Consider the following 24,425-nt stretch of genomic DNA (forward strand, 5'->3'; position numbering starts at 1 on the left):
CGTCAGCTGTCCTTGCGGAGGGCGTGGGCGAGAAGGTCGAGGAAGGAGCGGTTGATGAGGCTCGACTCGGAGGGCCTGAGCGGGCGGCGGGACAGCATCGCGGCCTGACCGTAGAGGGCTTCGGCGCTGGTGCGCGCTAGCTCGGGCTCGTCGATGGTGACCGCGGTGCGCACCAGCGGGTTGAGCTGGTTGAGGATCAGCTGGGCCCGCGGGGCCTCCTGGCGCAGGGCGCCGAGGATGTCGCCCCACACGCCGCCCTGCTGCTCGCGGGCGAGCTGGGAGCGGGTGCGTTCGTGCCGGGCCTCGCGGCTGTCGAGGAGGAGGGCGGGGGCGGAGGCCGGCTGGAAGGTGCGCAGCGCGACATCGCAGTCGAAGACGGCGAGGGCGTCGCGGGCCTGGGCGAGATAGGCCGCGGCGGCGAGCTCGGTCTCCCGGTCGACGGGGTCGAGGTGGGCGGTGAGGGTCGCCGGGTCGAGGTCGGCGACGCTGACCTCGGGCCTGACCTCGGGCAGCCGGTGCACCAGTGCGCGGTCGTAGGTGTAGCCGCCGTTGACGACGCCGAGCCCGGCGGCCGAGGCGATCGCCGCGACCTGGCGGAACTCCTCCACGCTCGACGTGACGAGCACGGTGCGGTGGGTGCGCGCGAACTCGTCGAGGGTGGCGTGCCCGTCGGTGGTCTCGAACGGCAGCCAGGGCAGCAGCATCCGCATGATCTCGTCGTCGTGCACCGCGAGCGACTTCACGGCCAGGTGGTGGACCTGGAGGAAGCGGCCGAGCAGTTCGGGGTCGCTGGCGGCGGCCCTGGCGATCCACGCGCGCAGGCGTTCGGCGAGCGCGTCGCGTACGGCGGCGAGCGTGTCGTCCTCGTACAGGGACTCGCGGGACGCCGTGGGGCGCAGGCTCTCTGCGTCGACGACACAGCGGACGAAGAACGCCCAGTCTGGCAGGATCTCCTCGGCCTGCTCGGACAGCAGCATGCCCTTGACGTGCACGCGGTGGCCGTGGCGGCGCCCTGCCGGTACCGCCTCGGGCAGCACGCAGGCGATGCCCTTCAGGCCCACGGCCGGCAGGTCGAGTTCGATGGTGTCCAGCGGCGTGAACCCGAAGACCTCCTCGCCGTAGGCGGCCAGGGCGCGGGAGCGGGCTCCTGGGGTGGGGTGGGTGCGCGCCCAGGGTGCGGGTTCGGGGTTGACGGGCGCGCCCTGGCCGCTGGGGCCGGCGGTGCCGTCGTCGAAGGTCACCGGGTGGCGCAGCAGGGAGCCGAAGTGGCGGGCCAGCGCGTGGACTTGTGCCGGGCGGGTCCACTCGCCCGCGTCGGCGCGGGGCGTCAGGGTGACAGTGGTGCCGGGCCGTGGGCGGGTGGAGGCGGGCAGGGTGCGGACGGTGTAGCTGCCGTCGCCCCGGCCCCGCCATTCGACGGCGGGGGCGTCGGGGGTGCGGGCGGAGCGGCTGACGACGTGGATCTCGTCCGCGACCAGGAAGCAGGAGAGCAGACCGATGCCGAACTGGCCGATGAAGTCCGCGCGTTGCTCGGCGATCCGCTCGGCCCGCTTGCTGCTGCGGCCGATGGTGGCGAGGAAGGTGTGCACGTCGGCCTCGGTGAGACCGACGCCGTCGTCCTCGACACGGACCACGGAGCCGTCGGCGTACAGGCGGATGCCGAACGCGTCGGCGGGGGCGCCCGGTTCGAGGCCGTGCCGGGCGGTCAGCGCGTCCACCGCGTTCTGGAGGAGCTCGCGCAGGTAGACCCGCGGGCTGGAGTAGAGGTGGTGGGAGAGGAGATCGACCAGGCCGCGCAGGTCCACTTGGAAGGTGCGGTCGGCGGTGGCGTGGTCGGCGGAGTCGTGACGCAGAGGCATGGGGCAGTCCGGGGAGAAGGGAACGGCGAGGGTGGACGATGGTCCGGCCGCGATGGGCGGGAACCGGGTGGCCTTCGAGCTCAGAAAGCCTTGCGGAAGCGTGCGTATGCCGTCTGGGGGTCCGCCATGAAGGCCCACGGCCACTCGGTGAAGACACCCTCCAGTTCGCGGAAGACATTGGAGGCCGTGCTGCTGCCCGCCAGCGACAGGGCCATGGCGAAGATGTTGTAGTCGCCCTGCCAGCCCAGGCGGCGCTCGTACGCGTGGTGAAGGATGCTGCGCTCCGCGGCCTCCCTCAACTCGGCTCGTATCTGGGGGTGTTGCAGGCAGTCACGGTCTTCCGACTCCACCCACTCCTCGATGTGGGCCATGGCGATCACACAGCCGAGGCGGTGTCCGTCGGGCGCGGCGGCGTAGGCCTTGCGGGCGAACGCCCGGGCCTGGCCCGGCTCACCGCCCCAGCGGGGCTGGAGCTGGGACACCCACTCGATGTGGGTCTCCAGGTCCAGCGGGTCGCGGCGCAGGGCTGCGTCGCGTCGGGTCTGATTGACCGCGGGGCCGAGCGACATACCGCGACCCGAGGTGAGGAGGCGGCGCCACGGGGTGATCCACTCGGGCCGCAGCTCGGCGGCTTCGAGCAGGTGCTCCTCGGCGATCTCCAGCCGCTCGTGGAAGATCCGCCACTGATCCCGCGTGACGTCCACGGCGCGGGCGGACGTACGGGCCTCCCAGCCCCAGCTGATGTGACGTGTCCCGGATATCAGCAGGGCCGTCGCCCGGTGCTCCTTGTCCTCCTCGACGGCCCGGCCGATCCAGTCCTGCACCCCGTCCAGGTCGGCGAGTTGGCCGAGCACCGCGTGGTCACGGCCGAGATCGAAGGGGGCCAGGGCCTCCTTGACCGCCTCCCAGTCACCGGCATCAGCCGCTTCCACCAGCGCGAGCACCCGTGTGTCCCCGAGGGCGCGCAGCGGGTACGTCCCGTTCTTCTGTCTGCGCGGGACGGGCAGGGCGTACGGATCCCCCGGTCTCTCCGCATCCCTGCCGAACAGCTTGCCGAACATGCCGCGCCCTCCCCTGGTCCCGCGTGATCGTCCGTGCAGCATAAACGGCCCCACTGACACCGCTTCCACAGAGTTTCCACCCGCGCTCCACCGGCGATCGCGGCCCCCACGCCGCCCCGGATCGCGGGGTGCGCTCTCCAGAACCCCCATGATCAACAGTCGGCAGGTCACAGATCCGCGTCCCTGACAGAGCTCTGAGCTGCTGGGTCACCATGGGGTTCCCCGGTCACGGAAAAGTGCGTTCTTCCTTGTCATCGGGGACTCTCCTACGGTTTCCCAGTAACCAGAAGAAACCACGGGCTCGTGATGCCCGCTCATGGAGGCACAGAAAATGGCCATCAGCTTGCTGAACCCCGTCGGACTGCCGGAGATCGACGTCTACCGGCAGGTGGCGGTCGCGTCCGGTACGAAGCTGGTCTTCGTCGCCGGGCAGGTCGCCTGGGACGCCGAGGGCCGCACCGTCGGTGCGGGTGACCTCGCCGCTCAGGTCGAGCAGAGCTACCTCAACGTGGGCACCGCCCTGGCCGCGGCCGGCGGTTCCTTCGACGACGTGGCGAAGCTGAACTTCCACGTCGTCGACTGGACGCCTGACAAGATGCCCCAGCTCCTGGAGGGGATCTCGCGGGCGGCCGCGAAACTGGGGGTCACGCCGGTCCCGCCGGCCACGCTGTTGGGCGTCGCGGCACTCGACGTCCCCGACCACCTGGTCGAGATCGAGGCCACCGCGGTCCTCGACTGAATCAGCGACCCGTCGCTGATTGACTGATCGCTCTCACCGGCCCTCTCGCTGTGCGTGGGCCTCGGTGAGGAGGAGGTAGGCCGCCGCCGTCCATGTGTAGGCGCGGTCGCGCAGGCCCGTTCCGGTCAGGGCGTCGAAGTTCTCCGCGAAGCCGTGCTTCTCGCACAGGGCGCGGAAGCGGGCGCTGATCTCGTCCGCCAGCCGGTGGTGGCCGCCGCGGCGCAGGCCGTCCTCGACGAGGATCGTGGCGGGGGCCCAGATCGGGCCGCGCCAGTAGCCGTCGGGGAGGTAGTGCGGCGAGGTCGGCAGCTCGGTGGCCAGGCCGTGCGGGGTCAGATGGGCCTCGATCCGGCCGGCCAGTACATCGCTGATGTCGTCCGGAAGATACTCGCCCAGCGCGATCGGCATCAGGTCGAGCAGGCCGGCCGTGCCCCAGGTGTCGCCGCTGTCGACGCCCTGGGCGACGAACCGGTCGCCCGTCCAGAGCTGGTCGAGCATCGCCTGCTGTGTCTCCTCGGCGGCCCGCGTCCACCGCCGGGCGTCCTCCGGTCTTTCCAGGTGCGCTGCCAGGTCGGCGAGTTCACGCAGTTGGAGGGTGAGGAAGGCGGCCAGGTCCGCGGTGACGACCACGCGTTCGGGGTCGAAGGTGGTGGCGTTGTCCCAGCCGCTGTCGTTGCCGTGCTGGTAGTGCGGCAGGGCGGCGCCGGGGGCGCGCCGGGCGGTGAGCCAGAACTCCGTCCAGCGTTCCAGCCTGTCGTAGGTCGCGGCCAGTTCGGCGCGGTCGGGGGGCGTGGGCAGCCTGCGTCGCAGATGGCCGAACGCCCAGCCGTGGATGGGCGGTTTGACGAAGTTACGGAGCACCTCGGAGTGGGTGACCGAGTCGGGCAGCGCCCCGGTGTCGTCCTGGTGGTCGAAGGGCAGCTGGAACTGGTCCCAGGCCAGTTCGGGGCAACCGGGGGCCAGGGCGAGGGCGTTGAAGCAGTGGTCCCAGCTCCAGACCTTGTCCATCCAGTGCTTGGACATCAGGACTCCTGCCCGGGCGACCAGTCCGGCCGGGCGTACGGTCGCCGACCACAGGACGTAGGCGGCGAGTTCGGCGGCCGGGGTGGCGGCGGAGCGCCACGGGGCCACGGTGTCGGCGAAGTCCGCGAAGGAGTTCCGCGCGGCCTCGACGACCTTGCCGAAGGCCGCCGTCGACCCGTACGGAGGGCGAGCGGTGTCGAGTTCCTCGACCGCGATCTCCCATCCGCCGTCCGCGTCGGCCGCGACGGTGACACCGCGGTCTGCACTGCCCAGCGCCTGACTGCCGAACACGTCGGCCACCGTGCCGGAGAGCAGGGTGATCCGGTAGCGGCTTCCGGTCTCGTACGAGGTGAACACGTAGGCGTCGGCGGCCGGTTCGCGGTAGAAGTACGTCCCGCTGAACGGGGTCAGCGTCCGGGCCGCCGCCGAGATCCGCAGCGGCGCACCGGCGCCGCGCAGTCGTACGGTGTCCGGCGTCTCGTAGGTGAGCTCCACGCGCCCGGCCGGGCCGGTCCAGGTGAGCAGGCCCGGTGTTGCCTCGATCTGGGTCTCGGCCCGCTCGCCCGTCGCGGGGTCCAGGGGGACGAGGCGCAGGACGGCGTGCATGCCGTTCTGGTGCGAGACGAGGTGGAGGTCCTCGGCGCGGGTCCTCTCCGCGAGCACGGGAGAGATGCCGAACCAGGAGCCGTGCGTGCTGAACGGGATGTCGTGGACGGAGAAGGCCGGGCCCAAGCGGTCGGCGGTCATGAAAGCGGCACTCGTTTCTCGAGCAGGGATCGTGGGGGATCGTCGGGGCTGGGTGGGCCGTGGACGTCAGCCCTTGACGGCGCCGGCCGTGACTCCGGCGGCGACGTAGCGCTGGGCGAGGACGAGGATGACGGCGGCCGGCAGGGAGGCGACGGCGGCGGTGGCCATGATGGCGTTCCACTGCTGGTTGTTGTTGCCGATGTAGTGGTAGATGCCGAGGGTGATCGGCTCGTGGGCGCCGCCGTTGACCAGGGTGCTGGCGAAGATGAAGTCGGACCAGGACCACAGGAACGCGAACAGCGACACGGTGACCACGGAGTTGCGGCTCATGGGCAGCACGACCGACCAGAAGGTGCGCAGGGGCCGGGCCCCGTCCATCTGTGCGGCCTGGAGGAGTTCGCCGGGGATGCCGGACATGAACGCGGTGAAGATGAGCACCGCGAAGGGCACGGCCAGGGTGGAGTCGGCGACGATCAGTCCGGGCACCGACTGGAGCAGTCCGAGCTGGAGGTAGATGGCGTAGAAGCCCATCGCCATGATGATGCCGGGGATCATCTGGGCGGCCAGCAGGACGAAGCTGAGGATTCCGCCGCCGCGCGGGCGCAGTTTGGCCAGGGCGAAGCCGGCGGGGGCGGCCAGGGCCACGGTCAGGACGACGGTGCCCAGGCCGATGACGAGGCTGGTGCCCAGGTAGGGCAGCTGCTGGTCGAGGACGGCCCGGTAGCCCTCCAGGGTGGGGTGGGCGGGGAACAGGTCAGGCGGGCTCTTGCGCATGTCCTGGTCGCGGGTGAGGGACACGTTGAGCATCCAGTACACCGGGAAGAGCATGATGCCGGTCAGCAGCAGACCGACGGCGGTCTTCAGCCCCTTGCTCATGACAGTGCCTGCTTTCGCTGGACCCGCACATAGAGCAGGCCGAAGACCAGGGCGGCGAGCACGAGCAGGTTGCCGACGGCGGCGCCGGGACCGAAGGCGGGCAGCAGGTTGCCGAAGCCGAGCTGGTAGGACCAGGTGGCGAAGGTGGTGGAGGAGTCGGCCGGGCCGCCCTTGGTCATGATCCAGATGATGTCGAAGACCTTGAGTGTGTAGACGAGGCCCAGCAGGAGGGTGATGGCGGAGACCGGGCGCAGCAGCGGGAAGGTGATGCTCCAAAAGCGCTGCCAGGCGTTGGCGCCGTCGAGGGCGGCCGCCTCGTGGAGGCTGGCGGGGATGGACTGCAGGCCGCTGTGGAGCACGACCAGGTTGAAGGGGACGCCGATCCAGATGTTCGCGATGATCACCGAGGCGAGCGACCAGGACGGCGACGTCAGCCAGTTGACCGGGGCGACGCCGACGGCGTGCAGGACGGCGTTGACGATGCCGGAATCGCTGTTGAGCATCCACGACCAGGTCGACGCCGACACGATCAGCGGCAGCAGCCACGGCACCAGGAACAGGGCCCGCAGGGTGGCGGAGAGCCGGAAGTGCTGGTGGAAGAAGACCGCCAGCGCCAGACCGATGGCGTACTGGAAGACCAGGCACACACCGGTGAACACCACGGTGTGCCACAGGGCCGGTGCGAAGGTCGGGTCGTCGAAGACCGTCCGGTAGTTCGCCAGGCCCGTGAACGGCGCGTCGCCCCGCACGAACGACCGCACGGTGTAGTTGCGCAGGCTCAGGTCGATGTTGCGGTACAGCGGATAGGCGTAGAACAGGACGAGGTAGAGGGTCACCGGGGCGAGGAAGGCCCAGGCGGCCCACTGCGGGGAGGCGGGACGGCGCCGCTCCTTGGGGGCGGCGCCTTCGGAGTCCGTCCGCGGGCGCGGTACTTGTGTCGTCTGAGTCATCAACTGGGACCGGACCATGCCTACTTGACGGCGGACTGGGCGTCGGTCAGCGCGTCCTTCGGGGACTTGGAGCCGCTGAGCGCGGACTGGACGGCCTTCCACATCTGCTCGGAGATCTTGGGGTACTTGGTGCCCAGGTCGTCGCTGGTGCGCCCCTTGGCGGCCTTGACCGCGGCGACCCACGGCTTCAGCTCGGCGTTCGCGGCCACCTGCTTGTCCTGGACCTCGGTGGTGGGGGCCACATAGGACAGGGTGGTGTCGGTGTCGTACAGGTTCTGGGTGCTGGTCAGGCAGGTCGCGAGCTTCTGGGAGGTGGTGTAGCGGCCGGTGTCGTCCTGGACCGGGAGGGTGACGAACTCGCCGCCGGTCGGGGCGGCCGCGCTGCCGCCCGAGGCGCCGGGTATCGGGAGCACGCCGTACTCGAAGCCGGCCTTCTTGGCGTTGGCCAGCTGCCAGGTGCCGTTCTCCGCGAAGGCGTAGTCGCCGGTCGCGAACTCCTGCCAGCTGGTCGTCTGGGTGTTGTTGAGCACCGAGTTGGGTGCGTAACCGCCCTTCACCCAGTTCTTCCACAGAGTGAGCGCCGACTCGCCCTGCCCGGAGTCGAGTTGGGTCAGTTTCGCGCCCGCGCCCCAGAACCACGGCAGGAACTGGAAGCTGCCCTCCTCGGTGCCGATCGCGGAGAACGTGATGCCCTTCTTGCCGGCCTTCTTCACCTTTTCCAGGGCCGCCGTCAGCGACGCCCAGTCCTTGACCGAGGCGACGTCCACGCCCGCGTCCTTCAGGACCTTCTTGTTGTAGTAGAGGGCCAGGGTGTTGGCGCCGATCGGGGTGCCGTACGTCTTGCCGCCCGACTGGCCGGCCGCGAGGAGGTTGGGGTCGACCTTCGAGGTGTCCAGCTTGTTGTCGTCGGTCGTGGTGAGGACGCCCGCCTCGGCCAGGGTCGAGACGACCGGGTTGTCGACGATGAGGATGTCCGGGGAGTTGCCCTGCTGGGCCGCCAGCAGGGCCTTGTTGGTCAGGTCGCTGGTGTCGAAGCCGGTCCGCTTGACCTTCACACCCGCCTGCGTGCCGCACTTGTCCAGCAGGTTCGTCCAGGCCGAGCCCTTGGCGAACTGCGGGTACGGGTCCCAGACGGTGTACGTCTTGCTGTCGGCGCCCTCGGTGCCGCTGCTGCCCGAGCCGGAGCCGCAGGCGGTGACACCGGTGGCGACGGCCAGGGAGACCAGGACCGCGGCGGTCGGACGGCGTCGTCCGGAGAAGCTGTTCATGGCGGGTTCCTTCGGTTCGGGGCATGCGGGTGCCGCGGCGGGGGGGTCGCGCGGAGCAGAGGGCACCGCGAACACGCCGTCGGGTACCGGGTGTTCGGGCGTGAAGCGGTGTGACGCGTGCTCGGGGGAGCTGATCAGGTCTGCGGGACCCCCGCGGGCCCGGTGCTGGCACGCAGTGAGATCGGTGGGGTGAGGAGGTGCTGCCGGGGCGGCGCGTCGGTGTGGTCCAGCCGCTCCACGAGCAGGTCGACGGCGAGCCGGCCCATCTCGGCCGCCGGTACGTCCGCCGCGGTGAGCTGCGGGGTCACCGTCTCCGCCCAGCGGTTGGCGACGACCCCGGTGACGGAGAAGTCGCGCGGCACATGGCGGCCCGCGTGTGCGAGCCCCCGGTAGAGACCGCCGAGTGCTGCCTCGTTCAGGGTGACCAGGGCCGTGGTGGCCGGGTCGTCGTGCAGGATCCGTTCCACGCAGGCCTGGCCCGCGGCGGCGTCGTCCGCGCAGCAGTACGTGCGGACCGTCAGCCCGCGTTCGGCCGCGGCCTTGGTGAAGCCGTCCAGGCCGCGGTGCGCGGACTCGTACCCGGTCCTCAGGAGCTGTTCGGGCCGGTTGACGAAGGCGACCCGGCGGTGGCCGAGGTCCGCGAGGTGATGGACGCAGGCCGCCGCCAGCGCGGTGTGGTCCAGGGCGACGTACCAGCTGTCCTCGGGGTGGGCGGTGCGGCCGATGGCGACGGCGGGGAAGCCGAGCGCGGCCAGGTGATCGGCCCGGTCGTCCTCCAGCCGGATCTCCATGAGGATCGCCCCGTCGACCCGCCGCTCCCCCAGCAGCCGCTGGAAGGAGCGGTCGCTGTCGACGCCGCTGGGCGACAGCAGCACGTCGTAGTCGTAGGCCGCGGCGGCCTCCACCACGCTGCCGATGAAGTCCAGCTGCATGCCCGTGTAGTGGTTCCCGGCGGGCGGGAAGACCAGACCGAGGGTGCTGGTCCGGCCGTTGGCCAGGGCGCGGGCGCTGGCGCTGGGCTGGTAGCCCAGTTCGTCGACGATCCGCTGGATCTTCCGGCGCGTGTCCTCCGAGACCGGGCGCTTGCCGCTCAGCGCGTAGGACACGGTGCTGCGCGAGACACCGGCCCGCCGGGCGATCTCACCGATGTTCACGGCGACTCCTTGGGACGGGCGACCGGCTTGTCGAACCGGTTCGCGTGGAAGTGAACGTAGGAACTGCCCGGGCGCCTGTCAATACTCTCGCCGTAATCGCCGACAGGGGCCGGGGGAGGGCGAGATCCCTGTGTCGAAGGGATTGCTGGCCCGATGTCCCGGTGCTAGCTTCGCCGAACCGGTTCGGCGCGGTCGCCCATCGCGGCACTCTCGCCGCGCGCCGTCGTAGAGCCGCCCCACCCCCTCCCCTACACACGCCTCCTCCCCCTGCACCCGCCTGGATCGAATCGGTTCGACGGCGACCCGAGGCGGGCCGACCCGCACCCGTTACGACGATTGAGGACGTATCCATGTCATCCGCTGACAGATCCACGCGCCGCCGGGCGCCGGCCGCCATGGCGCTGGCCCTCGGCGCGGGCCTGCTGGCCGCGCCCGCCGTGCCCGCGCACGCGGCGGAGACGCCTGGGCCCGCCGCCCGCTACACCTTCGATCAGGACGACCTGGCCTCCGGGAAGATCACGGACAGTTCCGGCAACGGTCTGACGGCGAGCCTGGTGAACGCCGCGACGGCCCAGTCCGTGGCGGGCACGGACGGCGGCAAGGCGCTGGCCCTGCCCGGCGGGGCCCCCACCTCCGACGGCGCCTACGTCCGTCTGCCCCGCGAGGTGGTCGGCGACGCGAGCGACCTGACCGTCTCCGCCCGGGTGAAGTGGAGCGGCGACAAGTCGTCCTGGCAACGGATCTTCGATCTGGGCACGGACACCACCAAGTACCTCTTCAGCACCCCGTACAACGGCAACGGGCTGTTCCAGACCTCCGTGACCACCGGCGGAGGCGGCGCCGAGACCCAGGTCCGCGGATACGCGGCGCTGCCCGCGGACGCGTGGCGGACGGTCACCGTCACCCTCGACACCTCCGCGGGCCGCCTCACCACCTATCTCGACGGCGTGGCGGTCTCCTCCGCCGCGACCGCCATCAAGGCCAAGGACCTGCTGAGCGGTTCGGCCACCGCCGCCGGCTACATAGGCAAGTCCCTCTACCCCGACCCGCTGCTCAAGGGCGCCGTCGACGACTTCGCCGTGTGGCACTCGGCGCTCAGTGCCGAGCAGGTGGCCGGCCTGGTCGGGGCGGTGCCGACCCTCCAGGACCTCTCGAAGACGTCCTTCGACGTCCGTACGACCGACGGGACCGCCCCGGCCCTCCCGGCCGCCGTCCGCGCCACCTTCTCCGACGGCTACGACCGTGACACGCCCGTCGTCTGGGACGCCGTACCGCCGGAGAAGTACGCCCGCCCGGGGACCTTCACGGTGGCCGGAACCGCGGCCGGACGGGCGGTGCAGGCGACCGTGACCGTCGTGCGTGAGGGGCAGCTCACCGTCGACCTCGGCTCGGACACCGGCGCGTTCCACGGCGGCGCCTCCGGCACGCTCTACGGCGTGTACGGGCCGGACGTCCCCACCAACAACCTCATCGAGGGCATGGGTCTGCGCACGGTCTCCACCAAGGCCCAGGACGGCCCGCAGCACCCCGGCGCCGACGCGCTGGACGTGGTCAAGCCGCTCGCCGACTCCACCGACGGCGATGTCTACATCTACATGACCGACATCCACCGCGGCTTCCCGTACGAGTGGCCCGGCAGCACCCCGCAGGAGAAGCTCAAGCTCTACGAGGAGAAGATCGGCAAGCAGGTCGACCAGGTCCTGAAGCTGCCGAAGCAGTACCAGGACAACATCGTCTTCGTGCCGTTCAACGAGCCCGAGGGCAACATGTTCGGCACCGGCGAGTGGAGCTACGACAAGGTCAGCTGGCTGAACGACCCGGCCGACTACTTCGCCGCCTGGGACTCCGCGTACCGGCTCATCAAGGGCAGGATGCCCGACGCGCGTATCGCCGGCCCCAACACCAGCGTCCTGTACGACCAGGTGAAGGGTTTCCTCACGCACACCCTGGCCGCGGGCACCCTCCCGGACGTGATCACCTGGCACGAGCTGAGCCACCCGGAGGCGGTGCGCGCGAGCGTCGCCAAGTACCGGGTGTGGGAGAAGGAGTTGTTCAAGGGCACCTCTCGTGAAGGCACCCGACTGCCCGTCAACATCAACGAGTACGCCTTCAACTACCACACCTCCGTCCCCGGCCAGATGATCCAGTGGGTCTCCGCGATCGAGGAGTCCAAGGTGGACGCCGACATCGCGTACTGGAACATCGACGGCAACCTCTCCGACTCCGCGGTGCAGTCGAACCGCGGCAACGGCCAGTGGTGGCTGCTGAACTCGTACGCCTCGATGAGCGGGCACACGGTGTCGGTGACCCCGCCGTTCCCGGGCGAGAACTACACCATGCAGGGCGTGGCCACGCTGGACGAGAAGAAGAAGCAGGCCCGGCTGATCTTCGGCGGCTCCACCGGCAAGGGGCACATCACCTTCGCGGGCGTCCCGAAGAAGCTCTTCGGCAGGAACGTGCACGCCTGGGTGCGGGAGATCGAGTGGAGCGGACAGGTCGGCGACAACTCCGGTCCGAAGCTGCTCACCGAGACGAACCTGAAGGTCGCGGACGACGGCACGGTCACCGTCGACTTCGGTGACGGCGCGCTGCCGAAGCTGAAGGAGTCCTCGGCGTACGAGATCGTCCTCAGCCCGGCCGGGAAGGCCGCGAAGACCCAGTCCCCGCCGGTGCGTTGGCAGGGCTCCTACGAGGCGGAGGACGCCGCCCACACCGGGTCCGGCTACTCGAAGAACGGCCCGGAGGGCTCCACCTCCGACGTGTCGAAGTTCTACACGTCCGGCGGCTACGACGTGGGCGGGCTGCGCACCGACTCGGACGTGACGCTCGACTTCACGGTGGACGTCCCCGAGGACGGCACCTACGACCTGAGCGTCTTCGCCAACTCCCTCAACACCTTCGACAAGGTGAAGGAGCAGGGCCCCACCAATGTCTTCCTGCGGGTGGACGGACAGGCCGGCAGCGAGCAGCAGCTGTATCTGCCGCTCGGCTACAAGTGGGTGGTGTGGGACCACACCGACACCAAGGTGAAGCTCACCAAGGGCAAGCACACCCTGACGCTCGCCGCGAAGAGCCTGGACGGCAAGCGCGTGACGAAGGGGGACGCGATCGTCGACCGCCTCACGCTGTCCCTGCCCAGTGCCTCGGCGGGCACACAGGTGTACGAGGGCGAGCTGGCCTGGCTCGGCGGAGGGGCACAGCCCGTCTACAACCTGCCGGGCTCGGGCTCGGGCGCGGCTCGGCTCGCCAAGGGCCAGAGCGCCACGTTCTGGGTCTACTCCCCCGCCGACCGTGAGGCCACCCTCGACGTCGAGACCCTCGGCGGTACCGGCGCCCGGCTCTCCGTCAACGGACACGACGTCCGGCGCCTGGCCAAGGACCGCAGCCGCGTCGCGGTCTCCCTCTCCGGTGGCGTGAACAAGGTGACGGTTACCGGCGGTTCGTCCACCACCCTCGTCGACCGTCTCACGGTCACGCCGAGCGAGGGCGCGCTGAAGGCCCGTACGTACGAGGCACAGGACGCCGTGCTCGCGGGCTCGGCCACACTCACCCCGCTCCCTCTGGCCACCGACGGCACGGCGATCACCGGCGTCGGCGGCGACCCGGGCAACACCAACACGGCCACGTTCACCGTCACCGCGGACCAGGCCGGCCTGTACGCGCTGCGGATCCGCTACTCCAACCCGGAGCAGTCGGAGGCCACCCACTACAACCCGGATCCGCTGGCCCGCCACGCCGACATCACCGTCAACGGCGGGGAGATGCGGCGGGTCGGCTTCCCGCACAGCTTCCACCAGGACAACTTCTGGGAGCTGACCGTCCCGGTCACCCTGAAGAAGGGACAGAACACGATCAGCTTCCGCTCCGAGGAGCTGCCGAACTTCGACGGCACGACGTACGCCTCGGACACCTTCCCCGGAGTGCTGCTCCGCTCCCGGTACGCGCCGCTGATCGACCGGATCGCCGTGGCGCCGTACGCGCGGGAGGTGCGGTGAGCTGAACCGTACCGGCGGCGCCTCGGGGCGCCGCCGGTACCCGGCCGGGGTTCAGCCGGCCGGGACGAGCCGCCAGTCCTGCGAGCCGTCGATGACGGAGTTCTGGAGGGTCAGCGGCGCTCCCGCGGACGCACCCGTCAGATACACGCTGGTGTTCTTGACCGCTTGGAACCTGTAGTAGCCGTCGGCCGTACTGACGAGGTTCCAGCTTCCCGTCGGGCTGTTGTCGACCCACTGGCCGATCCGCTGCCCGACGGTGGCGTTCCCCGTCCAGATGGCCGCCGCGCGGCCGCCCGACTTGTTGAGCAGGGTCGTGCCGCCGTTCGGCTCGGTCACCACGTGCCAGTACTGGGTGTCCTTGTTCGCCGGCGCGCCCGCGTTCTCCAGGTCGACGTCGGGCACGTCCCCGTTGCCGATGTTCGCGTCGTTGGTCTTGTTGCCGGTGCCGATCACCTGCCCGGTCTTCCGGTTCACCAGTTGGTAGTAGGTGCCCTGGGTGCGGCCCAGGTCGACCTCGGCGTAGGCGATCGTCGAGGTGTCCTGGTTGTTGAGGATCGCGATACGGCCGGTCCCGGCGACGTACTGGAGGTCGCGGCTGTAGCCCGCTCGCGAGGTGGTCTGGTATTCCTTCCACACCCCGGTGCTGCTGCCGCTGTCGTTGACCCAGACGTTGCCGCTGCCCGCCGCGTTGTAGACCAGGCGCCCGTCGGGAAGCCTGATGATCACCGGGCTGCCGCCGGTCGCGAGCGGGTGCGAAGCGGTGTCGACCGGCAGGGAGGTGACCGCGCCCGAGGAGCCGGAGCGGAACTTCAGCGGGTCGGTGGCGAGCGCGTACCGGACGTTCGCTCCGCCGCCCCAGTACTCGTACGTCAGCAGCCACTTGCCGTCGGACGTGGGGACGACGTTGGTCATGCCGGGCCGTCCGCCGCCGATCTCCGTCTTGCCGCCGCCCATGTCCTCGCTCAGTCCCGCGACGTCGACGACGGGTGAACTCCAGCTCGCGCTGGAGCCGTTCCAGGTCCGGTGGGCGAGGATCTGTCCGTGCGAATCGGTGGCGGTGGCGTTCGCGGGGTCCGGTATCGGGGCTCCGGTGGTGGGGTCGACGCCGAGGTAGTCGTTCTCGTCGGAGTAGAAGCAGACGAGTTGGCCGCTGTAGACCATCAGGTAGGGCTCCCAGAGGGGGTCCACCTGCTTGTTGGTGTTGGCGGCCGAGATGTTCTGGCCGACCGCGCCCGCGCTGCCACCCTGCCAGCCGCCGGTGGCGATGACGTTGACGACCTTCCAGGTTCTGCCCTCGTCGGTGCTGGAGTACAGGGCGATCGCCAGATCCTTGCGGTCGCCGTCGTTGGAGGGCGTCCAGTTCGGGTCGGCGGCCTTGTGCTCCTTGTAGTAGTAGTCGTCGCCCGACACGACACTCGCCAGCAGCAGGGTGCCGGCCTGCAGGTTTCCGACGGTCTGCGGGAGCGTGTAGAGGTACGCGTTGGTCCAGTTGCTGGTGTACTTCGCGTACTTGGGGTCGGTGGAGAGGTAGGCCGGGGCCTTCACCTCCGACAGCGGTTGCCACGACGTGCCGCGGTCGTCGCTCTTGTAGACCGGCAGGGTCTCTCCGTCGGCGCTTCCCGACTGCGGTACGACGGTCGCCTTCTCGAAGGTCGCGACCAGACGTCCGCTCGGCAGTTGCGCCGACTTGGGGTAGACGGCGCAGTTGCCCCGCCCCTTCAGGCAGGGTTCGCTGCCGAGCTGGTAGAGGATTCCTCCGGTCGGGTTGTACGCGTGCGCGCTGCTCAGGGGGATCGCCGCCAGCGCGGTTGCCGCGGCGAAGGTGCCCAGTGTCTGTCCCAGCCGTCTTCTCTGCATTGCCTCTCCTTTGAGGGTGCCCACGGGGGTGCTCAGCTGTTCGCGGTGACGAGCACGCGCACGTCCCAGGCGCCGAGCTCCAGTTCGGCTCCGGCGGTGACGGGGGCGTCGTTCAGGACGTCGGTCAGGTCCACGGGAGCGACGACACAGACCGGCTCCCAGCTCCAGTTGTGGACGATGTGCACGCGCCGCCCGTCGGACGCGGTGCCGGTCGTCGCGGTGACGGTGACCGGGAGGTCCTGCCAGCCGTGGCCGGCCGAGGGTGCCAGCCACTGCGCCAGTCCTCGGGCCAGGGCGCGGTCCGGGACCGTGCCGACGCAGGTGACGCGGCCCTCGCCGTGCCGACGGGTGGTGATCGCGGGCCAGTTCCCGAAGTGCGGGTGCCGGTAGCCGGCGAGCACCTCGGCGTCGGTGACGGTCAGGGCGTCGGCCCAGTGGGTCGCCGTCGCGCCCTCCGGCAGCTCCAGGGGGCCCACGGAGTGCACGGGGACGCCCCGCGCGAGGTTGCTGAACTCGTCGTACGACACCCCCGCGGCCTCGGTGAGGCGTCCCGGCGCCTTCTCGTGCCGGGCGCGGGCCTCGTGGTCGGCGTATCCGGTGCGCGGGCCGAGGACGAGGTGACCGCCGGCGTGGGCGTAGGCGGCGAGCCGGTCGAGGGTGGCGTCGTCGGCGATGTACAGCGCGGGGACGACCAGTACCGGGTGGCGGCGGGCGGTCTCTTCCGGTGTCGTGTCCTCGTGCAGTTGCCGGGCGTGCACGATCCGTACCTGGCGGCCGGACTCGAAGGCGCCACGGTAGAAGGGGTCGAAGATGCGGTGGTAGGCGGCCGGGTCGGGGTTGCCGTCGGGGGTGGCCAGCGGGGGGTGCTTCTGCATGAGCCACTTGCTGGGCGTCGAGTAGACCATCGTGACGTCGGCGTCCGGCTCGAGTCCGGCGACGAGCGAACCGGCCTTCGCGAACTCGGCGCCCAGGCGGGCGAGTTCGGCGTAGGTGCGGCCCGGCTGTCCGCTGTGCGGGAGGACTCCGCCCCAGTAGGTCTCGGCGCCGAAGCGCAGGGTCTGCCACTGCCAGTACTCGATCATCCGGGCGCCGCGGGCCACGTGCGCCCACGCGGCCTGGCGCCACTGGCCGTCGTAGCCGGGCCGGTTGTCCCAGGCGAAGCCGATGGAGTTCGCGTTGGTCTCGGTGACGAGGAAGGGCTCCTGGCGGGAGGAGAACATCCAGTCGGCGGTCTGGTACATCGACCAGACACCGGTGGTCTTCCAGCGCTGTTCGTGCTCGTCGGGTGTGGGGTCGGGCAGCAGGAGGCCGTCCTGCATGTCGTAGTACGGGTTGCCGGAGGCGATGTCGAGCCGGGCCGCCAGCTCGTCGTCCGCGACGCCCTGGCGGGTGTAGGAGATGCAGGTCGTGACGAACTGCCCGTCCAGCGCGTACTCGCGGACGATGTCCGCCTGCCAGCCGATGAACTCGGTGACCTGCCGGGCCTGGAACTCCCGCCAGGCCACGTCGTACTGGGGCTGTTCGTTGCCGTCCGGGGTCCACAGGTCGGCCCATGTGGACAGGCGGTGCGACCAGTAGACCAGCCCCCACTCGCGGTTGAGGGTCTCGACGTCGCCGTACGTGGCGCGCAGGTGGTCCACGAACCGCTGGAAGACGCCGTGGTTGTGGAAGAGGTGCAGGCCCGGTTCGTTGTCGACCTGCCAGCCGATGACCGCCGGGTGGTCGGCGTACCGGGCGACGATCTTCCGGATGATCCGCTCTGCATGGAAGCGGAACGCGGGGTGGGTGAAGTCCACCTCCTGCCGGGCGCCCCAGCCGATGCGCTCGCCGGTGCGCCGTTCGCCGGTGATCTCCGGGTACTGGCGGGCCAGCCACGGCGGCACGGCGTAGGTCGGGGTACCGAGGATGACGGAGATGCCCCGCTCGTGGGCGCCGTCGAGGACCGGCTGGAGCCAGTCGAGATCGAAGCGGCCGTTCTCGGGCTCCCAGGTCGACCAGACCGACTCGCCCACGCGGATCACGGTGAAGTTCGCCTCGGCCATGAGGTCGAGGTCGGTCTTCAGCCGTTCGTCGGGCCGCAGGCCGGGGTCGTAGTCGGGCGTGTACTCGTGGTAGTACGCGGCGCCGAACAGGACGTGGGCGGGCAGGACCGCCATCGTTGAACCTCCAGGAGAACAGGGGGAGTTACTGCTTGACGCTGCCGGTCGCCAGGCCGCTCTGCCAGTAGCGCTGGAGCACCAGGAAGGCGATGACGAGCGGCACGATCGAGATCAGGGAGCCGGTGACGACGAGCGGGAGCATGTCGCTGCCGGCGCCGGCGCCGCCGTTCTGGGCCTGCGCGGCCCAGGACGAGAGGCCGACCGTGACGGGGTACAGATTCGGGTCGTTGAGCATGATCAGCGGCAGGAAGTAGTTGTTCCAGGTCGCCACGAGCGTGAACAGCAGAACGGTCACCAGGCCGGGGGCCAGCAGTCTCAGGGCGATCCGGAAGAAGATCCGGGCCTCCCCCGCGCCGTCGATGCGGGCGGCCTCCAGGAGGCTGTCCGGGACGGCGTCGGCCGCGTAGACACGCATCAGGTAGAGGCCGAAGGGGTTGACCAGCGAGGGCAGGATGATCGCCCACGGGGTGTTGACCAGGCCGACCTTGGCGAACAGCAGATAGGTCGGGATCGCCAGGGCGGTCGCCGGGACCATGATGGCGCCGAGCACGAGGTTGAAGGCCAACCGGTCGCCGCGGAAGCGGAACTTGGCGAAGCCGTATCCGGCGGCTGCCGCGAGCAGGGCGGCGCCGAGCGCGCTGACGACCGCGTACAGGACGGTGTTGAGCAGCCAGTGCACGAAGACGCCGTCGTCCTGGGTGAAGGTCGCCTTGATGTTCGTCAGCAGCTGCGGGGCGTGCGAGAACCACAGGCCGAAGCTGTCGAACAGGTCCTGGGTGCTCTTGGTCGAGGCGACCAGCAGCCAGCACAGCGGGAGCAGGAAGTAGGCCAGGGCCGCGAGCATGGCGATCGTCAGCGGGGTGCTGCGGCGCCGGGCGGCGGGCCGGTGCCGTACGGGTGCGGCCGGGGCCTTCGCGGCCACCGGTGGCTGCCGCAGAGTGGTCGTCATGCGGACCTCCTGCGGTTCGCGGTCAGGAGTACGACGTAGGAGGCGATGACGATGACCAGGCCCAGGAGGAAGGAGACCGTCGCCGCGTAGTTGAGCTGGTCGCCGGTGAACGCGAGGGAGTAGGCGTAGAGATTGGCGGTGTAGGAGCTGCTGATGACGTCCGGGGCGATGGCCATCAGCAGCTTGGGCTCGTTGAACAGCTGGAAGCTGCCGATCACCGAGAACAGCAGGGTGAGGAGCAACGCCGGGCGCAGCGCGGGCAGTTTGATGGACCGGGCGATCCGCCAGGCGCCCGCCCCGTCCATGGCGGCCGCCTCGTACAGGTCGTGCGGGATGGTCCGCAGGGCCGCGTACAGGATGATCATGTTGTAGCCGACGAACTCCCAGGTCACGATGTTCGACAGGCTGCCCAGCATCCAGCCGCCGCTGAGGAAGTCCGGGGCCGGCAGGTCCAGTCTCCGGCTCAGTTGCGCGAAGGGGCCGAAGTCGGGGCCGTAGAGGTAGCCCCACATCAGGGCGGCGACCACGCTCGGGACGGCGTACGGCACGAAGATGCCGAGCCGGATCACGCGGGCCAGGCGCAGCAGGCCGCTGTCGAGGGCGAGGGCGAACGCCAGGGCCAGCAGCAGCATCAGCGGGACCTGGAGCAGGAAGAACAGGGCCACCCGGCCGACGCCGTGCAGGAGGAGGGGGTCCTTGAGGGCGGTGACGTAGTTGTCGAGACCGACGAAGACGGTGCCGCCGACCAGGCGTTGCTGGAAGAGGCTGAGGTAGGCGGCGTAGCCGAGCGGGGCGAGGAAGAGCAGCAGGAAGAGGATCAGGAAGGGGGCCACGAACAGCGGCCCGGCCCTCCTTGACCGAACGGCGGCCATTTCACGCTCCCTTGAGGGTGAAGCCCTGCTTCTTGGCGTATGTCGTCAGGCGCGACTGCCACTGACCGAGCGCGGCGGTCGTGTCGGACTTGTCGGCGAGGGACTTGCCGACGGTCTCGGTCCAGTCGGTGGCCGCCTGGTCGAGGAAGGGCGGCCACTGGAAGGAGGGCGAGACGGTGTCGCCGATGTCGGCGAAGACCTGGTTGACCTTCTGGCCGCCGTAGAACGCGGGCGCCTCTCCGGTGAAACTCGCGTCGGTGAGCAGGGACTTGGTGGCCGGGAAGAAGAACTGCTTGGTGGCGAACAACTTGGCGCTCGCCGGGTCGCTGTTGAGGAACTGGGCGAACTGGGCCGCCGCTATGGGGTTCTTGGTGGAGCGCATGGCCGCGGTGGTGGAGCCGCCCCAGTTGCCGGAGGCGGGCTTGGCGGCGTCCCACTGCGGCAGCGGGGCCGCGCGCCAGTTGCCCGCGGTGGACTTGGCCGAGCCGGACAGGAAGGCCGGGCCCCAGGCGGCGGTGAGCCAGGTGGCGTACTTGCCCTTGGTGAAGCCGGCGTACCAGGCGTCGACGAAGTCGGGGTCGGTGCTGATGACGCCCTCCTTCGCGAGCCCGCCCCAGTAGGCGGCGAGCTTCTTGGAGACGGCGTCGTCGACGTCGATGGTCAGGGTGCTCTTGCCGGAGGTGGCGTAGGGCTTGGCGCCCGCCTGCCACAACAGGCCGTGCCAGGCGGCGGGTTCGTTGGCCGCGAGGTTGGTGAGGTAGACGTCCGGGTCCGCCTTGTGGAGCTTGCGGGCCGCGTGGGCGAACTCGTCCCAGGTGGTGGGGACCTCGATGCCGTGCTTGTCGAAGATGTCCTTGCGGTAGAGCATCCCCATCGGGCCGGTGTCCTGGGGGATCGCCCAGACCTCGCCGTCGGGGCCGCTGACCTGTCCCCAGGTCCAGTCGACGAACTTGTCCTTGAGGGCCGAGGCGCCGTACGGGCTCAGGTTCAGCAGGCTGTCGGTGATGGTGAAGGTGGGGATGGCCTGGTACTCGATCTGCGCCAGGTCCGGGGCGCCGCTGCCGGCCTTCAGGGCGGTGCGCAGCTTGGTGTAGTGCGTGACGCCCTGACCGGCGTTGACGACCTTGACCTTGATCGCCGGGTACTTCTTCTCGAAGAGGGCGACCTCCTGCTGGATGTCCGGGACCCAGGTCCAGAAGGTCAGCTGGGTCGGCGTCTTCATCGCCTTGTCGATGTCGGCCTGGCCGACCGGCTTCGTGGAGCCGGCGGAACCACCCGAGTCACCGCCACCGCAGGCGGTGAGCGCGGCACCGAGGGACACCGCTCCGGTCGCGGCGAGGAACCGCCGACGGCTCATGGCGGACGTGGGTACGAAGTCTCTGGGCATGGTGAACTCCCGCCGAAAGGGCATAGGGACGGCACGCCTGGCGAGGGCGCGTCGTGAGGGTGGGAAGGAAGGGGTACGGCTCCGGCGTCGCTACCGGGGGTTCGGGCAGGTGACGCGGGGATCGGGACCGGCACGCGCGTGCTGTGTCGCGTGGCGGAGGCCCACGGTCGTGGAAGGCGGTTCGAAGGCGATGAGCACGGCTCGGGCTCATCTCCCGGCCCTCGGGAGGCTGTCTGTCGGACCGGGAAGCGTGGGTCAGTCGGTGGTGGTCGGGGGCGCGTGCGCCGAGTCGCGCGAACCGGAGGCCGGACGCGGCCCGTTCGTCGGCGGGGGTGCCGTGGAGGCACGTACGACGAGTTCGACCGGTGGGTCGGTCGCCGGTGCCGGCTCGGCATCCGGTTTCTCGATGGCCTGCACCAGGAGCCGGAGGCCTTCCTGAGCCACGGCGTCGAAGGGCTGGCGCACGGTGGTCAGCGGTGGGGTGACGTAGGCGGAGACGGGGATGTCGTCGAAGCCGACGACACTGACGTCCTCCGGCACGCGCAGGCCCGCTTCCAGGAGGGCGCGGATCAGGCCGACGGCCATGTCGTCGTTGGCGGCGAACACCGCGGTGACATCCCCGCCGGCGGCGAGTTCGTGGCCCGCCGTGTAGCCGGAGGAGGCCGACCAGTCGCCCTCGATGACGGGTGGCTGCGGCCTGTCCCGTGCCACGAGCGCCGACCGCCAGCCCTGGAGCCGGTCCCGGGCGGCGAACCACCGCTGCGGACCGGCCAGGTGATGGACCGTCGCGTGTCCGAGGTCCAGCAGGTGTTCGGTGGCCGCCCGGGCCAGTGTCTCGGCGCCGACACCCGCCGCCACGGCTCGTGAACCGCCGAAGGCGGCGGGCGCCCCGAGGACCAGGACCGGGACGTCCACACTCAGCGACACCGAGCCCTCGTCGATCGGTTCGGACACGACGATGCCGTCCACGCCCTGTTCGAGGAGTGACTCCACGGCCCCGGCGACGCCCGCCGGATCGCCCTCCAGTGTGTTGACGACCCGGAGTGCGTAGCCCGCGTCCCGCGCGGCCCGCTCGACGCCGATGAGCAGCGAGGCGGGACCGTACAGGGCGGTGCCGAGGGCGACCACGCCGATCGAACGGGTGCGTCCCGAGGCCAGGGCCCGGGCGGCGCCGTTCAGCCGGTAACCGAGTTCCTCCGCGGCCTGGAGCACCCGCTCACGTACATCGGCGGACACATACCGCTCGCCGTTGAAGACCCGGGAGACCGTCTTCTGCGAGACACCGGCCAGCCGGGCCACATCCACGGCGCGCGGCGCGCCGGGGCTGCTGCCCTGTCCTCCCACTGGCGTCATTGCTGTCTCCCGAAGTCCGGCGGCTCAGATCCTAGCCAGAGCGGTCGGTCGAGGGCTTGTCCGCCCTCTATGACTGCGCTGTCATGACTGCGCAGTCATATCTACGCAGTCGGCTGGGACGTGTCAAGGGTTCGCGCAGGATCGAGGAGGCGGCGGGGCGGTACGGCGACGAGGGGGACGGTCTTGCGGACGGAGTCCCGGTCGCGTGTCGGCGACGAGGTGGTCCGTCAACTCACCTGCGATGACACGTGGTTGGGTGACTGGGGACTCCGGGCCGTCGAGGTCGCCGTCGTGGTGGAGACGGTCCGGGCGGCGGGCAGCCACTTCGCGCTTCTCCCGGCGGACCTCGCCGCGAGGGCGACCGGGGCGGGGCACGCCGGACGCCCGGACGGGGTCGTCGTCCAGGCGTCCGGCGGCAGTGACGTCACCGCCGTCGGCACCAGCTCTGCGCCACTGAGGCGCCGCTACCCCTGGTGGCCGTCGGAGCGGCGGCGGTGCAGGGTGAACGTCTCGAAGACCGACAGCTCGCCGCCCGGCTTGTTCACGTTGTAGTAGGTCACGTGCATGCGGGTGGTGTCGCCCGCGTGCCGGCCGGGGTCGACGGTGAAGGCGGCGAAGCCGTAGGGGTGCTCGATGTCCCGGACCCCTGTCCAGATCGCCTGCTCCTTGGTGTACGTGGGCGTCCGCTTGCCGTTGGCGCCGGCCGTCGCCGACACCGAGGTGATCACCTTCGCCGTGCCGTCCTTGAAGAAGTTCTGGTTGGTGGTCCCCGAGACACCTCCGCCGCCGAGGATCATGTGCACGGTGCCCAGGCCGGTGTCGATGGAGTCCGTGGCCGCGGACACCGGGTTCGGGGTGAGCGTCTCGCTGCCGGTGACGACTCCGCGGACGGCCAGTGAGCGCTCGTAGTTGTGCTCGTGGCCGCACAGGACCAGGTCCACGCCGTACCTGTCGAACAGCGGGCCGTACTTCTGGCGCAGCCCCAGGTCGGCGCCGTTGGCGTCGGAGGAGCTGATCATGACCTGGTGCATCGCCACGACCACCCAGTCGATGTCGCGGGAGGACCGCGCCGCCTTCAGTTCCTTTTCCAGGAAGGCGAGTTGGCGGCCTGCGGAGTAGCCGCTGATGTAGAGGTCGCCGCCGTCCTGGAGGCAGTTGTCGTCATTCTGGAGGACGATCACTCGGACCGAGCCGACCGTGAACGCGTACCACAGGCCCGCGAGTTCGGCGTCCGTCTCGGTGGAGGGAAGGTCGAAGTAGGTCTGGTAGGCGCCGAGTCCGAGCGGGCCGTTGGCCTTCTCGATCTCGTGGTTGCCGGCCGCCGGCATCCAGGGGCGGAAGCGCGCCGAACGGGTGTTGTTGGTGAAGAAGTTGTTCCAGGTGCGCACGCGGTCGACGTCGAGGTTGGCATAGCACAGGTCGCCGTTGAGGAGGTGGAAGAGCGGGGCGACCTGCTCCACGCCGGTGACGATGTCCTTGGTCGCGGGGGTGGAGTTCGCGTCCAGGGCCGGGGTGCCGTTGGCCGCCCAGGTCACCTGGGGTGCGGACTGGTCGCCGAAGCTGGTGAAGGTGAACGGCCGTCGTCCGCGCGGCGCGGTGCGGAACGTACCGCTGTCGGGCGTGGCCCCCTCGTGCGTGGCGAGGTAGATGTACTCGGTGCCCGGCCTGAGCCGCTCCAGCCGGGCGTGGTGGACGTACACGGTGCGGCTGGACGTGCCGTCGACGTAGGTGACGGTCCGGGCCTTCGCGCTGGAGCCGAAGCCGTGCTCCAGGGTGCCGTAGCGCACCAGCGGCCCGGTCACCGGCCGGTCGGTGATCCACGAGACCGTCATCTGGGTGCGCGGGTCCGCGCCGAAGGTCAGGTGCAGTCCCTGGACCGGGGGTGCGCCGGACGAGTCCGCGGTGAGATGAAGCGCCGGGGCGGCCTGGGCCGTTCCCGCCCCGAGCAACGGGGTGACGGCGGCGCCCGCCCCCGCCGTACCGAACAGGCCCAGCGCGTGGCGCCGGCTGACCCCCTCGGAAGCCTGCGTCGACCCGTCCGACGTACCCGGACCTGGCTGTGCGGTCATGATGCCCTCCCTGGCTGACGACGACCGCACCCTGGCGTGCCTCGGCGGCACATGAGTGAACTCCGCGTTGCCAGATGGCCATCGAGCCGGAAGGGGCGGCCCGCGAG

At 70.3% G+C, this 24,425-nt stretch carries 16 protein-coding genes; 2 read left to right on the forward strand and 14 right to left on the reverse strand.

What is annotated here, in order from left to right; genetic code table 11:
• Positions 1-2: 2 nt before the first annotated feature.
• Together ABZT93_RS16105 and ABZT93_RS16110 are read right to left on the reverse strand one after the other, a co-directional pair.
• A complete protein-coding gene (locus ABZT93_RS16105; protein WP_356104511.1) occupies positions 3-1,859 on the reverse strand; it encodes an HSP90 family protein in 1,857 nt (618 codons plus the stop codon).
• 80 nt (positions 1,860-1,939) lie between these two features.
• Positions 1,940-2,920, reverse strand: coding sequence for a hypothetical protein (locus ABZT93_RS16110; protein ID WP_356104513.1), 981 nt, complete (start codon positions 2,918-2,920; stop codon positions 1,940-1,942).
• Positions 2,921-3,251: 331 nt separating this feature from the next.
• Between ABZT93_RS16110 and ABZT93_RS16115 the strand changes: the two genes are divergently transcribed.
• Positions 3,252-3,659, forward strand: coding sequence for a RidA family protein (locus tag ABZT93_RS16115; RefSeq protein WP_356104516.1), 408 nt, complete (start codon positions 3,252-3,254; stop codon positions 3,657-3,659).
• 33 nt (positions 3,660-3,692) lie between these two features.
• Here the strand turns inward: ABZT93_RS16115 and ABZT93_RS16120 are convergent, their stop codons facing one another.
• The 5 genes from ABZT93_RS16120 to ABZT93_RS16140 form a co-directional block, all read right to left on the reverse strand.
• Positions 3,693-5,429: a trehalase family glycosidase gene (locus ABZT93_RS16120; protein ID WP_356104517.1), complete on the reverse strand. Its 1,737-nt coding sequence runs from the start codon at positions 5,427-5,429 to the stop codon at positions 3,693-3,695.
• A gap of 66 nt (positions 5,430-5,495) precedes the next feature.
• Positions 5,496-6,305 (reverse strand): carbohydrate ABC transporter permease, encoded by an 810-nt coding sequence (locus ABZT93_RS16125; protein ID WP_356104520.1) that lies wholly within the window; start codon positions 6,303-6,305, stop codon positions 5,496-5,498.
• Positions 6,302-7,255: a sugar ABC transporter permease gene (locus ABZT93_RS16130; protein ID WP_356104523.1), complete on the reverse strand. Its 954-nt coding sequence runs from the start codon at positions 7,253-7,255 to the stop codon at positions 6,302-6,304. The genes ABZT93_RS16125 and ABZT93_RS16130 overlap by 4 nt, the downstream gene beginning before the upstream one ends.
• A gap of 20 nt (positions 7,256-7,275) precedes the next feature.
• The gene (locus ABZT93_RS16135; RefSeq protein WP_356104526.1) at positions 7,276-8,523 is read right to left on the reverse strand and encodes an extracellular solute-binding protein; all 1,248 of its coding nucleotides are present in this window, start codon (positions 8,521-8,523) and stop codon (positions 7,276-7,278) included.
• A 134-nt stretch (positions 8,524-8,657) separates the two neighbouring features.
• Complete coding sequence (locus ABZT93_RS16140) at positions 8,658-9,677, reverse strand: LacI family DNA-binding transcriptional regulator (RefSeq protein ID WP_356104529.1); 1,020 nt, start codon at positions 9,675-9,677, stop codon at positions 8,658-8,660.
• 395 nt (positions 9,678-10,072) lie between these two features.
• Here ABZT93_RS16140 and ABZT93_RS16145 point away from each other — a divergent pair, with 395 nt between their 5' ends.
• Positions 10,073-13,672 (forward strand): LamG-like jellyroll fold domain-containing protein, encoded by a 3,600-nt coding sequence (locus ABZT93_RS16145; protein WP_356104829.1) that lies wholly within the window; start codon positions 10,073-10,075, stop codon positions 13,670-13,672.
• Positions 13,673-13,723: 51 nt separating this feature from the next.
• On the opposite strand, the gene ABZT93_RS16150 is transcribed toward ABZT93_RS16145, so the two are convergent.
• The 7 genes from ABZT93_RS16150 to ABZT93_RS16180 all read right to left on the reverse strand — a co-directional run bounded on the left by ABZT93_RS16150 (position 13,724) and on the right by ABZT93_RS16180 (position 24,318).
• On the reverse strand, positions 13,724-15,529 hold the full coding sequence (locus ABZT93_RS16150) for an RICIN domain-containing protein (protein WP_356104532.1): 1,806 nt from the start codon (positions 15,527-15,529) through the stop codon (positions 13,724-13,726).
• Between the two features lie 32 nt (positions 15,530-15,561).
• On the reverse strand, positions 15,562-17,685 hold the full coding sequence (locus tag ABZT93_RS16155; protein ID WP_356104535.1) for a beta-galactosidase: 2,124 nt from the start codon (positions 17,683-17,685) through the stop codon (positions 15,562-15,564).
• A gap of 28 nt (positions 17,686-17,713) precedes the next feature.
• Positions 17,714-18,637 (reverse strand): carbohydrate ABC transporter permease, encoded by a 924-nt coding sequence (locus ABZT93_RS16160; RefSeq protein ID WP_356104537.1) that lies wholly within the window; start codon positions 18,635-18,637, stop codon positions 17,714-17,716.
• Positions 18,634-19,509: a sugar ABC transporter permease gene (locus tag ABZT93_RS16165; RefSeq protein ID WP_356104540.1), complete on the reverse strand. Its 876-nt coding sequence runs from the start codon at positions 19,507-19,509 to the stop codon at positions 18,634-18,636. Before ABZT93_RS16165 ends, ABZT93_RS16160 begins: the two co-directional genes overlap by 4 nt.
• A gap of 1 nt (position 19,510) precedes the next feature.
• Positions 19,511-20,896 (reverse strand): extracellular solute-binding protein, encoded by a 1,386-nt coding sequence (locus ABZT93_RS16170; RefSeq protein WP_356104543.1) that lies wholly within the window; start codon positions 20,894-20,896, stop codon positions 19,511-19,513.
• A gap of 255 nt (positions 20,897-21,151) precedes the next feature.
• Positions 21,152-22,249 (reverse strand): LacI family DNA-binding transcriptional regulator, encoded by a 1,098-nt coding sequence (locus ABZT93_RS16175; protein ID WP_356104546.1) that lies wholly within the window; start codon positions 22,247-22,249, stop codon positions 21,152-21,154.
• Between the two features lie 464 nt (positions 22,250-22,713).
• On the reverse strand, positions 22,714-24,318 hold the full coding sequence (locus ABZT93_RS16180) for a metallophosphoesterase family protein (protein ID WP_356104549.1): 1,605 nt from the start codon (positions 24,316-24,318) through the stop codon (positions 22,714-22,716).
• Between the last annotated feature and the right edge of the window lie 107 nt (positions 24,319-24,425).

The organism is Streptomyces sp. NPDC005303 (genome assembly GCF_040607335.1).
Taxonomy (GTDB): Bacteria; Actinomycetota; Actinomycetes; order Streptomycetales; family Streptomycetaceae; genus Streptomyces.

Bases quoted from the DNA above. Each gene is read 5' to 3' on its own strand.
- ABZT93_RS16105 (WP_356104511.1), bottom strand. From the start codon at position 1,859: ATGCCTCTGCGTCACGACTCCGCCGACCACGCCACCGCCGACCGCACC.
- ABZT93_RS16110 (WP_356104513.1), bottom strand. From the start codon at position 2,920: ATGTTCGGCAAGCTGTTCGGCAGGGATGCGGAGAGACCGGGGGATCCG.
- ABZT93_RS16115 (WP_356104516.1), top strand. From the start codon at position 3,252: ATGGCCATCAGCTTGCTGAACCCCGTCGGACTGCCGGAGATCGACGTC.
- ABZT93_RS16120 (WP_356104517.1), bottom strand. From the start codon at position 5,429: ATGACCGCCGACCGCTTGGGCCCGGCCTTCTCCGTCCACGACATCCCG.
- ABZT93_RS16125 (WP_356104520.1), bottom strand. From the start codon at position 6,305: ATGAGCAAGGGGCTGAAGACCGCCGTCGGTCTGCTGCTGACCGGCATC.
- ABZT93_RS16130 (WP_356104523.1), bottom strand. From the start codon at position 7,255: ATGACTCAGACGACACAAGTACCGCGCCCGCGGACGGACTCCGAAGGC.
- ABZT93_RS16135 (WP_356104526.1), bottom strand. From the start codon at position 8,523: ATGAACAGCTTCTCCGGACGACGCCGTCCGACCGCCGCGGTCCTGGTC.
- ABZT93_RS16145 (WP_356104829.1), top strand. From the start codon at position 10,073: ATGGCGCTGGCCCTCGGCGCGGGCCTGCTGGCCGCGCCCGCCGTGCCC.
- ABZT93_RS16150 (WP_356104532.1), bottom strand. From the start codon at position 15,529: ATGCAGAGAAGACGGCTGGGACAGACACTGGGCACCTTCGCCGCGGCA.
- ABZT93_RS16155 (WP_356104535.1), bottom strand. From the start codon at position 17,685: ATGGCGGTCCTGCCCGCCCACGTCCTGTTCGGCGCCGCGTACTACCAC.
- ABZT93_RS16160 (WP_356104537.1), bottom strand. From the start codon at position 18,637: ATGACGACCACTCTGCGGCAGCCACCGGTGGCCGCGAAGGCCCCGGCC.
- ABZT93_RS16165 (WP_356104540.1), bottom strand. From the start codon at position 19,509: ATGGCCGCCGTTCGGTCAAGGAGGGCCGGGCCGCTGTTCGTGGCCCCC.
- ABZT93_RS16170 (WP_356104543.1), bottom strand. From the start codon at position 20,896: ATGCCCAGAGACTTCGTACCCACGTCCGCCATGAGCCGTCGGCGGTTC.
- ABZT93_RS16175 (WP_356104546.1), bottom strand. From the start codon at position 22,249: ATGACGCCAGTGGGAGGACAGGGCAGCAGCCCCGGCGCGCCGCGCGCC.
- ABZT93_RS16180 (WP_356104549.1), bottom strand. From the start codon at position 24,318: ATGACCGCACAGCCAGGTCCGGGTACGTCGGACGGGTCGACGCAGGCT.